Raw genomic sequence first — 10,084 nt, 5'->3', positions numbered from 1 at the left:
CCGCCGGGCTACAGCGGCGACGCCCGCTGCGCCCTGCCGCTGCCCTTGCCCAGCGAGAGCGTCAACGCCATCGTGCTGCAGCATGTGACCGCCCGCGATGCCGAAGCGCTGATCGCCGAGTGCGAGCGGGTGCTGATGCCGGGCGGCCGGCTGTGGCTGTCCACGCTCAATCCGTTCAGCCCGTTCCGCCGCCAGTGGCGTCGCCACGGGCTGGTCGTCCGCACCCCGCAGCGCCTGCGCCACAGCCTGGAGCAGGCGGGGCTGAGCTGCCAGGAGCTGACCTGGCTGGGTCCGATGTGGCGCGACCGCTCGCCCGACCGCAGCAGCCTGGCTCCGCTGCGCGCGGTGTGCCTGTTCACTGCTGAAAAACGTACCCTGGCCCTGCCGGGCCCCACGCCACTGCCGGTGCGTCGTTGGCACGGCACCGTGGCGACCTGATCTGGAATTGAATGAAAACCATTGAAATACACACCGACGGTTCCTGCCTGGGCAACCCCGGCCCCGGTGGCTGGGCGGCGCTGCTGCGCTACAACGCGCACGAGCGCGAACTCACCGGCGGCGAAGCGCATACCACCAACAACCGGATGGAGCTGATGGCTGCCATTTCCGGCCTGGAAGCGCTGACCGAACCCTGCAACATCGTGCTGTACACCGACTCCCAATACGTCCGCCAGGGCCTGACCCAGTGGATGCCCGGCTGGATCCGCAAGAACTGGAAGACCGCCGGCGGCGACCCGGTCAAGAACCGGGAGCTGTGGGAGCGCCTGCATGCCGCCACTCTGCGCCACACCATCGACTGGCGTTGGGTGAAGGGCCACAACGGTGATCCCGACAATGAGCGCGTGGACCAGCTGGCGCGTGACGCCGCGATCCGGATCCGCAACGGCGCGGCGGTAAACTAACGCCATGCGTCAGATCATCCTCGACACCGAAACCACCGGCCTGGAATGGCGCAAAGGCAACCGCATCGTCGAAATCGGCTGTGTGGAACTGCTTGAGCGGCGCCCCAGTGGCAACAACTACCACCAGTACATCAAGCCGGACGTCGAGTTCGAACAGGGCGCGCAGGAAGTCACCGGGCTGACCCTCGACTTCCTGGCCGACAAGCCGGACTTCGCGCAGATCGCCGACGAATTCCTGGCCTACATCGATGGGGCGGAGCTGATCATCCACAACGCCGCGTTCGACCTCGGCTTCCTGGACTACGAACTGTCGCGGCTGGGCGACCACTACGGCACGATCGCCGACCGCTGCACGGTCATCGATACGCTGAAGATGGCGCGCGAGCGCTATCCCGGCCAGCGCAACTCACTGGACGCGCTGTGCAAACGACTGGGCGTGGACAACGCGCATCGCCAGCTGCACGGCGGTCTGCTGGATGCCCAGATCCTGGGCGACGTGTATATCGCGCTGACCTCCGGGCAGGAAGAGATCGGCTTTGGCAGCGCCGACGACGCCGTCACTGGTGGCGTCCAGGCGATGGCCATCGACACCTCGCGGCTGCTGCCGCGCCCGCGCGTGGTCGCCACCGCGTCCGAGCAGGAGGCCCATGAGGCGCGCCTGGCCAAGCTGCGTAAAAAAGCCGGCCACGCCATCTGGGACGGTGCCCAGCCCGCGTAGTGCCGGGCCATGCCCGGCAACCTCATTTCCCCCGAACGTGCCTAATGGCAACGCACCAATATCACGGTGATGTTGTCCGACCCGCCGCCATCCAGCGCCGCCGCCACCAGCGTATCCACGCACTCCTGCGCACTGGCATCGTCATAGGCCAGGGTGCTGGCGATGCCGTGGTCTTCCACTTCCTCGGTCAGCCCGTCGCTGCACAGCAGCAGCTGCATGCCCGGGCGCAGTTCGCCGGTGGTGGTGGCCACGTTCAGGTGCGCCGGGTCGGTCACCCCCAGCGCCTGGGTCACCACATTACGGCTTGGGTGGGCGCGGGCCTGCTCGGCGGTCAGATTGCCCTGTGCCACCATTTCCTGGACCACGCTGTGGTCCTGGCTCAGCTGCGCCAGCTGCCCGTCACGCCACAGGTAGGCCCGGCTGTCGCCCACCCAGGCGACCTCGTAGCGATTGCCCAGCACCCGCGCGGCCACCACCGTGGTGCCCATCGGCAGGGTGTCGTTGCGCCGGCGTGAGGTGCGGATGATTTCTTCGTCGGCAATGCGGATGGCCTGCGCCAGCGAGGCTCCCTGGCGGATCTCGCGCACGATGGTTTCCCGCGCCAACGCGCTGGCGATCTCGCCACAGGCGTGGCCGCCCATGCCGTCGGCCACCAGCCACAAGGCCAGTTCGCCATCACCGTAGTAGGTGTCCTCATTGAGGTCACGGCGCAGGCCGGGGTGGGTCAGGTGTCCGAATTCGATCATGGTCGGTGGGTTTGCGGCGAAGGTATTGCGGGGAATAACGGCATGATCGCGGCCCTGCGGACATCCGGCAAGCGATCGGGTCAGACGAAATTCACCTGAAGACGCCGCAATCGCTTGCCGTCAGCGCCCGCTCCCCGTATTATTCGCGTCCCGGTTCGCCGGGACCATCTGGAGAGGTGGCAGAGCGGTTGAATGTACCTGACTCGAAATCAGGCAGGCGTTTATAGCGCCTCGGGGGTTCGAATCCCCCCCTCTCCGCCAGACACGCAAAAAAGGCCACCCATCGGGTGGCCTTTTTCTTTCCCCGGTCGTAGAGCCACGCCCTGCGTGGCTTCGCGGTGCCGATGGGCTGTGCAGCCACGCAGGGCGTGGCTCTACGGCTAAACTGCCTGCACTCCACAAGAAAAACGGCCATTCACTCATGACCGCAGAAATCCAAGTCCCTGTTTCCTTCGGCGAGCTGCTCGACAAGATCTCCATCCTGCAGATCAAGTCCGAGCGGATCAACGACGCGGCCAAGCTGGCCAACATCCACACCGAACTGAGCGCGCTGGAAAAGACCTGGCTGGCACATCCGGCGGCGGTCAAGGACATCGCCAAGCTGCGTGCCGAGCTCAAGGCGGTCAACGAGCTGCTGTGGGACACCGAAGACAACATCCGCCTGCAGGACCAGTCCGGTGCCTTTGACGAGCGCTTCATCGAACTGGCCCGTACCGTCTACCTGAAGAACGACGAGCGCGCCCGCATCAAGAAGGAGATCAACCTGGCGCTGGGCTCCGCCTACATCGAAGAAAAGTCCTACAAGCACGCGTAACGGGTAGAGTCGACCCATGGTCGACTGCTCTTGGCCTCAGCGCCCAGAATCGGCCACATACCGCTCAAACGCGGCAATGCCGTCCTCGACGGTGATCAGCTCCATCACGTCGTCGAACTCGATCTTGGTGCCCCACTTCAGTTCGGCACCGGGCTTGCCCAGGTACTTCCGGGCCGCATCGTCGTAGCGGTCCACACAGTAGCGGCGGTCCGAGTACGGGCCGCTGCGGTGCGGGTTGCTGGCCGCATGCAGGCCCAGCACCTTGGCGCCCATGGCATTGGCAATGTGCATCGGGCCCGAATCCGGGGTCATCACCAGTGCCGCGCGGGCCAGCAGGGCCGGCAGCTGCTTCAGCGTGTCCTTGCCCACCAGGTCCAGCGCCGGGGTCTGCAGCTGAGCCTGGATGGCGTCGGACATGTTGCGCTCCAGCTCGCTGCGGCCGCCGCACAGCACCACCCGCCAGCCGCGGCTGGCCGCGTGGTTGGCCACCGCCGCATAGCGGTCGGCGTACCAGTTGCGGCGCACATGGCTGGAGCAGGGCGAGATCATTAGCACCGGGCGGCCATCGTTGTCCCACTGCGCCTGCGCCCACTCCACCGCTGACTGCGGCACCGCCAGGTCCCAGCTCACCTCGGTCTGCTTCAGCCCCAGCGGCTCGCAGAAGCTGCCCATCGCATCCAGCACATGGATGCCCGGGCGGTCGGGGATGCGTTCGTTGATGAAAAGCCCGTGCAGGTCCTTGGAACGGGCCTTGTCGTAGCCGATCCGGCGTCTGGCCGGGACAAACGCGGACAACACATTGGCCCGGAACGCCACCTGCATCTGCAGCAGGGCCTCGAAGCGGCCCGGCGGCAGGCTCTGGCGCAGGGCGCGCATGCCTTGCAGGCCGGTCTTCTTGTCGTAGGTGTGGAAGACCACGCCGGGCAGGCCATCGAGCAGCTTCTGGCCGACCTTGTCGATGATCCAGTGCAGTTCGGTACCCGGCAGGCCGCGCTGCAGGGTGCGCACCAGAGGCACCACATGGGTCACATCGCCCAGCGCCGACAAACGCAAAAGACACAAGGAAGAGGACGTTGGTGCCATGGTGTTGTTAGACTCGAAGGAATGGTCGCATTCGACGCCACTGAAGCGCTGACGCCCTGCCGCGATGGACGCGGTATGGGTGCCATTCTGTTCGACCGCGAACGGTTGCGGCAAGCCGACATGAGCCTGTTCGCGCCGGCGCACTGGGGCGAGCGCGCGCGGCCGGTGGGCGACGGTGGCCGCGGCGGGGCCTGGTTCGTGGACGCGCCGATCGGTCACTGCGTGCTGCGCCACTACCTGCGCGGCGGCCTGGCCGCCAAGCTCAGCCGCGATCAATACCTCTGGCGCGGGGCCAACCGCACCCGCAGCTTCGCCGAGTTCCGCCTGATGCGCGCGCTGCGCGCACAGAAGCTGCCGGTGCCGCGACCGATTGCCGCGTTCTACATGCGCGAGGGTGTGCGCTACCGCGCCGCGATCCTGATGGAGCGCCTGGAAGGCGTGCGCTCGCTGGCCGACCGCGCGCTGGTGGCGGGGCGTGGCGCTCCCTGGGAAGAAACCGGCCGGCTCATTGCCCGTTTCCATCGGGCCGGGCTGGACCATGCCGACCTCAACGCCCACAACATCCTGTTCGATGCCAACGGTCATGGCTGGCTGATCGACTTCGACCGCGGCGTGCAGCGCATTCCCGCCACCGCGTGGCGCGAGCGCAATCTCAAGCGCCTGCACCGCTCGCTGATCAAGCTGCGCGGTGAGCGCAGCCACGAGGAAGTGGAAAAAGACTTCGCGCGCCTGCGTCGCGCCTACGACCTGGCCTGGAACCGGGGCTACTGATGGACTGGGCCTTGCGCTTCATGGGGGTCGGCAACGCGTCGGCCGTGCAGTTGGGTTCGCCGATGGCGGTGATCGAGCGCGATGGTGCGCCCTGGCTGACCATCGACTGTGGCGGGGAAGGGCTGACCGCCTACCTGGCCCAGTACGGGCAGATGCCACAGGCGCTGTTTGTCACCCATGTGCACCTGGATCATGTGGCCGGCTTCGAGCGCCTGTTCGTGGACGCCTACTTCTCACCCCAACGGCGCGGCAAGATACGTCTGTATGTGCCGGCCACCGTGGTGCCGCTGCTGCACAAGCGGGTAGGGGACTACCCCAACGTGCTGGCCGAGGGGGGAGCCAATTTCTGGGATGCCTTCCAGCTGATCGTGGTGGGTGACGCCTTCTGGCATGACGGCGTGCGCCTGGAAGTGTTCCCGGTGCGCCACCATTGGCCGGAGACCGCCTATGGTCTGCGCCTGCAGGGCGCTTTGGTGTGGAGTGGGGACACCCGGCCGATTCCGGAAATGCTCGCCCGATACGCCAGCGACAACGAGCTGATCGCCCACGACTGCGGCCTGCACGGCAATCCATCGCATACCGGCGTGGACGATCTTGAGCGCGAGTATTCGCCAGAGCTGCAGGCGAGGATGATGCTGTACCACTACGCCAGCGAAGCCGATGGCGAGGCGCTGCGTGCCCGCGGACATCGCGTGGCCGTGCCCGGCGAGTGCGTGTCCCTGGCCGTGCCCACGGCACCGACCCCGACCGCCTGAAACCGACCCCTGAAACGGGTGACGGCCCCGCCGGCTGACCTCGGCGCCCGCGTCGATCGATACCGTTGCTGCCTTCCGGCCCTGGCGGGATTTTCGATCTAGCGTCGCGAGGGGCCGACGGGGCCGCCATAGAGACGTTGCACCGAAGTGCAGTCCGCCATTCTAGCACAAACAAAACCCTGAACCCTCTGTAGCCCACCAGCCGCCGCAATCCCCGGCGACTCTCCCCATTGGCTAGAATCCACCCACGTAGAGCGGGGCTTGCCCCGCTGCACGTAACAATGGAGGAACGACCTCCCCCAAACCGGGTATCACTGACCAGGACGGCCTGGCCCCATCAAAGGAGGCCACCATGGCCTGGATCTACCTACTCGTTGCCGGTGTCCTGGAAATCGTCTGGGCGTTTTCCATGAAGCAGTCCGAAGGCTTCAGCAAGCTCACCCCCTCGCTCATCACCTTCACCGCCATGGCCGCCAGCTTCTGGCTGCTCGCCCTGGCCATGCGCAGTCTGCCCCTGGGCACCGCGTACACCATCTGGACAGGTATCGGTGCCGTTGGCGCGTTCATCGTCGGCATCGTGTTCCTCGGCGAGCAGGTCACCGCCATGCGCATCGGCGCCGCCGTACTGATCGTCAGCGGCCTGGTCCTGATGAAGCTCTCCAGCAGCTGACGCGCGGTCCGGAAATCGCACCGCATCCGCGCGGCGCAACTTTTCGCCGGAAATGTCCCCCCTCCGTAGAGCCACGCCCTGCGTGGCTCCGCGGTGCATGACCCCGCCAGGTATTCCCGTCCGAATCCGGCCAGCCATCCGGCCACGGAAAGCGCACACTCACGCTTCCCACCCCGAGGCCCCGGACATGAGCAACCTGCACGCCCGTTTCGCCGAACTCCACACCGCCCACACCCTGCTGGTCCTCCCCAACGCCTGGGACGCCGGCAGCGCCCGTCTCGCCCAGGAACAGGGCGCGCAGGCGGTCGGCACCACCAGCGCCGCCATGGCGTGGTCCTGCGGCTACGCCGACGGCAGCGCCCTGCCGCGTACCGCATTGCTGCAGCGTGTCGCGGAAATCGTGCGTGCCACCTCGGTTCCCATCACCGCCGATATTGAAGACGGCTACAGCGATGACCCGCAGCAGGTAGCGGCGTTGGCAGATTCGCTGGTCGAACTCGGCGTAGTCGGCATCAACCTGGAAGACGGCACCGGTGCGCCTGCGTTGCTGGCCGACAAGATCACCGCGATTCGCGCTGCGCTTGCCGGCCGCCCGTTGTTCATCAACGCACGCACCGATGTGTATCTGCGCGGCCTCGCCGAAGGGCAGGCCGCTGTCGCCATGACCGTGGAGCGTCTGCAGTCGTATGCCGCAGCGGGTGCCGACGGCGCGTTCGTGCCGGGATTGAAGAACCCTGCTGATATTGCCGCCGTGGTGGCAGGCATCACATTGCCCCTCAATGTCATGTGGCTGCCGGGTATCGGCACGCATGCAGAACTGCTGGCCTCCGGTGTGCGGAGACTCAGTGCTGGTCCGGCGTTGTATGCGCATGCATGGAGTGCGGTGGAGACGGCGACGCGCGCGATGTTCGACGACACGCTGGCCATGCCAGCACCCCCGCCCAGCTATGCCGCATTGAATGCACTGTTTGGGTAACGTGCGCTTCGTTGGGATTGATGCCTTACCGTGCTGATCACCGTCATCGGCAGTCGTCTGGCGAGCGACTCTACCGGTGGGGCGGCAGGTTCAGTGACATTTCCACCGCGTCCAATCCCGGGCCATGGCCGTCGGCAACCACATTGACGACGGCAAACCCCAGTCCAGCATAGAACGCCTGCACATGCTGGCTGGTGTTCAACGTCAGCCGGCGTTTCCCCATTGCCTGCGCCTGCTCAATGCGCGCCAAGGCAAGCGCTTTGCCGACGCCCTGACGATGCAGGCTTTGATCCACCATGCCCCAGACGAAGCCGGCGGTTTCGTCATCCAGAGAAGCGAGGCCGCCGCAGGCGACGATCTCGCCGTCGCGTTCCACCACAACGTAATCCTGCGGGCGCTGGGGTTCCTGCAGGAAGCCGACGAATCCGTCGCGCTCATGCGGGCCGAAGAAGCGCGGCGTGTTGCTGTCGAACACGCGCAGACAGTGGATGGCGTCGTTGTGGTGGTAGGGGCGGGAGGTAGTCATGCACCTGCGGCTCGATCCGGGCGAATGGCGACACCGTAACTTGCGCGCCGGTACGTGGTCGATTCATCTTCTTGCGAATCATCAGGAGGATCGCATGTCCACACGCGTCAACGTCGAGATCCCGGACGAGCTGAAGGCCGTCATGGACGAGATTGCGCTGTCCAGGCAGATCACCATGACAGATGTCTTCCGGCAGGCCCTGGGGCTCTATATCGCCTCCGTTGAAGGGGCTCGCCGGGGTGAAAAGCTCGGAATGTTCAGGGAGGCGAATGGCGAGTTGGATGTGACCACGGAGATTGTGGGCCTGTGAACGTAGTGACACGCCATGCGTGTCATCGGGATATCGGGTGGTCCGCAGGCGCGCATGGTGCCATTGATGAGGTGTGGGAGCGTGGCTCTTCGCGTTTGCCGCCCGGTTGAAACTCCTGGTCAAGTAGACTAAGCTGGGTAGACTAAGTTTAGGCTCCCGCCATGAAGAGCTTTAACATTCACTACGCTAAGACCCACCTCTCCGCGCTTATCGCTTTGGCGTCGGAGGGGCATTCCTTTGTCATCGCGAAGGCGGGCAAGCCCGTGGTCAAGGTCGTCCCGTTCACCGAGCCGGCACAAAAACCGACCAAAAGAATCGGTTTCCTCAGCGGAGCGGGATTCAAGATCCCTTCGCAGAAGGCATTCGACGCGATGGGGGCCGAAGAGATTGAAGCGATGTTTGGCGGAGATGGAGATCGATGAAGTACCTGGTCGACACTCACCTGCTGTTGTGGGCATCGATAGGGCAGATCAAGGGGGCGGGATCAAGCGCCGGCCTTTCGCGAAAGGCCGTTGATATCATTGCCGATGCCGACAATGAGCTGTATTTCAGCTCGGCTGCGATCTGGGAGGTGGCTATCAAGGCCGCCATGGGTCGACCTGACTTCACCGTAGACGCCGGTGTCCTTCGGCGCGAGCTTCTCGACAATGGATATATGGAGCTTCCGATAACTGGCGAGCACGCCGCCGCCGTTACGGGATTGGAAGCGCATCACGCCGATCCGTTTGACCGCATCCAGATTGCCCAGGCAACCGTTGAGGGAATGCCGTTGCTGACGCAGGATGAGAAGATCGGCTTGTATAGGAAGAACCCGATCAAGCTTGTGTAGGAACAGGGCGGCCAGGGAATGCCGTACCGGTCTTTGACATTAGATCGTGGGATAGACGACCTTTTCATTGTGATCGCTGTGGTCATCAGACCAGATCAGTCGGACCGGTTGCTTGCTTTGGGTGTCGTAATCAACTGCCGCGATGAGATCGACCGATTGATGAGGTTCCATCTGCTCCAAGGGGAACTTGAAGTCAATATCGAATTGAATGAGGCAATCTGTGCCTTCCAACGGCTCTAGGCGCACATTGCGGGCATCAGTTTTTCCCTTGTTGAATACCCTGAGGCGATAAGTGTTGCTTCCCAATTTTTTGAATCTGGCATCCAAGTAGGCCTTCTTCGCGTTGTTGGCTTCTCCAGACTCTTTCGCCAGGAGTAGGCGGTTGAGCAGATCTTGGGTTTCGGCCAACTTTTTCTGACGCCTGTTGAACAGAAAAGTCATCCAGGTCGCGAAGGCGGACAACGCCAGCGCGGCAGTAGCGATAACGTCGCCTGTGTCAAAGGTGATCGGCATTATTTTATCTTGAAATCCTTGTTGGCGCGAAATGCTTTCTTCAGCGTGTGGTGTAGCTGCTTCTGCACATCCTGAGTGACTTGCTTTTTGACCTCTTCGAGGTGAGCGCCAATGTTCTCTGCGTTTGCTTCTTTCAGCTCATTCCGCGTCATGACTCTTTCGCAGCTAGTGCACTTGATAGGCGCGTCGCCGGAAGTCTCCGCTTCGTCGAATTCAAACTGCGTGCCCGTGCAAGTAGGGCAGTTCAGGATAATTTTGCGAGAGTATTTTTCGCTGTTGAACGACATTGCTTTCCCCTATTGAGTCAACGCAGTGGCCTTGGATAAGGCGGAGTGCCGGGATCCGCTTTGGAAAATCGGGCGATCCACCCAGTCCAAGAGGGTCGTGACTAACTTCACGCCTTGGTTGATCGCCTTAAACGATTGTTGCGGGCTCCGACGCGTCGCCAGAGTCCCGAAGGGTCGATGCCCG

At 64.0% G+C, this 10,084-nt stretch carries 16 protein-coding genes, 1 tRNA gene and 1 other RNA gene; 12 read left to right on the top strand and 6 right to left on the bottom strand.

Annotation, left to right across the window (positions count from 1 at the left end):
- The 3 genes from RT551_RS09825 to dnaQ all read left to right on the top strand — a co-directional run.
- Positions 1-438, top strand: a 438-nt coding sequence (locus RT551_RS09825; protein ID WP_313458028.1) for a methyltransferase domain-containing protein, incomplete at its 5' end; no start/stop codon positions are given.
- An 11-nt stretch (positions 439-449) separates the two neighbouring features.
- A complete protein-coding gene (gene rnhA, locus RT551_RS09820; protein WP_282295113.1) occupies positions 450-902 on the top strand; it encodes a ribonuclease HI in 453 nt (150 codons plus the stop codon).
- Between the two features lie 4 nt (positions 903-906).
- Positions 907-1,620, top strand: a complete 714-nt coding sequence (dnaQ, locus tag RT551_RS09815) for a DNA polymerase III subunit epsilon (protein ID WP_313458025.1) — start codon at positions 907-909, stop codon at positions 1,618-1,620.
- Between the two features lie 41 nt (positions 1,621-1,661).
- On the opposite strand, the gene RT551_RS09810 is transcribed toward dnaQ, so the two are convergent.
- A complete protein-coding gene (locus RT551_RS09810; protein ID WP_313458022.1) occupies positions 1,662-2,366 on the bottom strand; it encodes a protein phosphatase 2C domain-containing protein in 705 nt (234 codons plus the stop codon).
- Between the two features lie 170 nt (positions 2,367-2,536).
- Here RT551_RS09810 and RT551_RS09805 point away from each other — a divergent pair.
- Positions 2,537-2,627: transfer RNA gene (locus tag RT551_RS09805), tRNA-Ser, on the top strand.
- Positions 2,628-2,787: 160 nt separating this feature from the next.
- On the top strand, positions 2,788-3,180 hold the full coding sequence (locus RT551_RS09800) for a DUF6165 family protein (RefSeq protein WP_313458020.1): 393 nt from the start codon (positions 2,788-2,790) through the stop codon (positions 3,178-3,180).
- Positions 3,181-3,216: 36 nt separating this feature from the next.
- Here RT551_RS09800 and RT551_RS09795 read toward each other — a convergent pair whose 3' ends face one another.
- Positions 3,217-4,263 (bottom strand): glycosyltransferase family 9 protein, encoded by a 1,047-nt coding sequence (locus RT551_RS09795; protein ID WP_313458017.1) that lies wholly within the window; start codon positions 4,261-4,263, stop codon positions 3,217-3,219.
- Positions 4,264-4,284: 21 nt separating this feature from the next.
- Here RT551_RS09795 and RT551_RS09790 point away from each other — a divergent pair, with 21 nt between their 5' ends.
- A complete protein-coding gene (locus tag RT551_RS09790; protein WP_311190352.1) occupies positions 4,285-5,034 on the top strand; it encodes a 3-deoxy-D-manno-octulosonic acid kinase in 750 nt (249 codons plus the stop codon).
- Positions 5,034-5,789 (top strand): MBL fold metallo-hydrolase, encoded by a 756-nt coding sequence (locus tag RT551_RS09785; protein WP_313458013.1) that lies wholly within the window; start codon positions 5,034-5,036, stop codon positions 5,787-5,789. The genes RT551_RS09790 and RT551_RS09785 overlap by 1 nt, the downstream gene beginning before the upstream one ends.
- Positions 5,790-5,813: 24 nt before the next feature.
- Here the strand turns inward: RT551_RS09785 and ffs are convergent.
- Positions 5,814-5,910: signal recognition particle sRNA small type (gene ffs / locus RT551_RS09780), an RNA gene on the bottom strand.
- A 231-nt stretch (positions 5,911-6,141) separates the two neighbouring features.
- Between ffs and sugE the strand changes: the two genes are divergently transcribed.
- Complete coding sequence (gene sugE / locus RT551_RS09775) at positions 6,142-6,459, top strand: quaternary ammonium compound efflux SMR transporter SugE (RefSeq protein ID WP_313458010.1); 318 nt, start codon at positions 6,142-6,144, stop codon at positions 6,457-6,459.
- Between the two features lie 187 nt (positions 6,460-6,646).
- Entirely contained in the window at positions 6,647-7,435 is a 789-nt protein-coding gene (locus RT551_RS09770) for an isocitrate lyase/phosphoenolpyruvate mutase family protein (RefSeq protein ID WP_313458007.1), read from the top strand.
- Positions 7,436-7,505: 70 nt separating this feature from the next.
- Here the strand turns inward: RT551_RS09770 and RT551_RS09765 are convergent, their stop codons facing one another.
- Positions 7,506-7,961, bottom strand: a complete 456-nt coding sequence (locus tag RT551_RS09765) for a GNAT family N-acetyltransferase (protein WP_313458004.1) — start codon at positions 7,959-7,961, stop codon at positions 7,506-7,508.
- Between RT551_RS09765 and RT551_RS09760 the strand changes: the two genes are divergently transcribed.
- The 3 genes from RT551_RS09760 (at position 7,960) to RT551_RS09750 (ending at position 9,100) form a co-directional block, all read left to right on the top strand.
- A complete protein-coding gene (locus RT551_RS09760) occupies positions 7,960-8,271 on the top strand; it encodes a ribbon-helix-helix protein, CopG family (protein WP_313458002.1) in 312 nt (103 codons plus the stop codon). The genes RT551_RS09765 and RT551_RS09760 overlap by 2 nt on opposite strands.
- 161 nt (positions 8,272-8,432) lie before the next feature.
- Positions 8,433-8,693, top strand: a complete 261-nt coding sequence (locus tag RT551_RS09755) for a type II toxin-antitoxin system Phd/YefM family antitoxin (protein ID WP_313457999.1) — start codon at positions 8,433-8,435, stop codon at positions 8,691-8,693.
- Positions 8,690-9,100, top strand: coding sequence for a type II toxin-antitoxin system VapC family toxin (locus RT551_RS09750; protein ID WP_313457997.1), 411 nt, complete (start codon positions 8,690-8,692; stop codon positions 9,098-9,100). The genes RT551_RS09755 and RT551_RS09750 overlap by 4 nt, the downstream gene beginning before the upstream one ends.
- Positions 9,101-9,139: 39 nt before the next feature.
- Here RT551_RS09750 and RT551_RS09745 read toward each other — a convergent pair whose 3' ends face one another.
- Positions 9,140-9,613 carry a hypothetical protein gene (locus RT551_RS09745; protein ID WP_313457995.1) on the bottom strand — a complete coding sequence of 158 codons (474 nt, stop codon included), beginning with the start codon at positions 9,611-9,613 and terminating at the stop codon, positions 9,140-9,142.
- Positions 9,613-9,900 (bottom strand): hypothetical protein, encoded by a 288-nt coding sequence (locus RT551_RS09740; protein ID WP_313457992.1) that lies wholly within the window; start codon positions 9,898-9,900, stop codon positions 9,613-9,615. The genes RT551_RS09745 and RT551_RS09740 overlap by 1 nt, the downstream gene beginning before the upstream one ends.
- Between the last annotated feature and the right edge of the window lie 184 nt (positions 9,901-10,084).

This window comes from Stenotrophomonas sp., from assembly GCF_032103445.1.
Taxonomy (GTDB): Bacteria; Pseudomonadota; Gammaproteobacteria; order Xanthomonadales; family Xanthomonadaceae; genus Stenotrophomonas.
The sequence above is the reverse complement of the archived record's forward strand: the minus strand, read 5'-3'. Positions and strand labels throughout refer to the sequence as shown.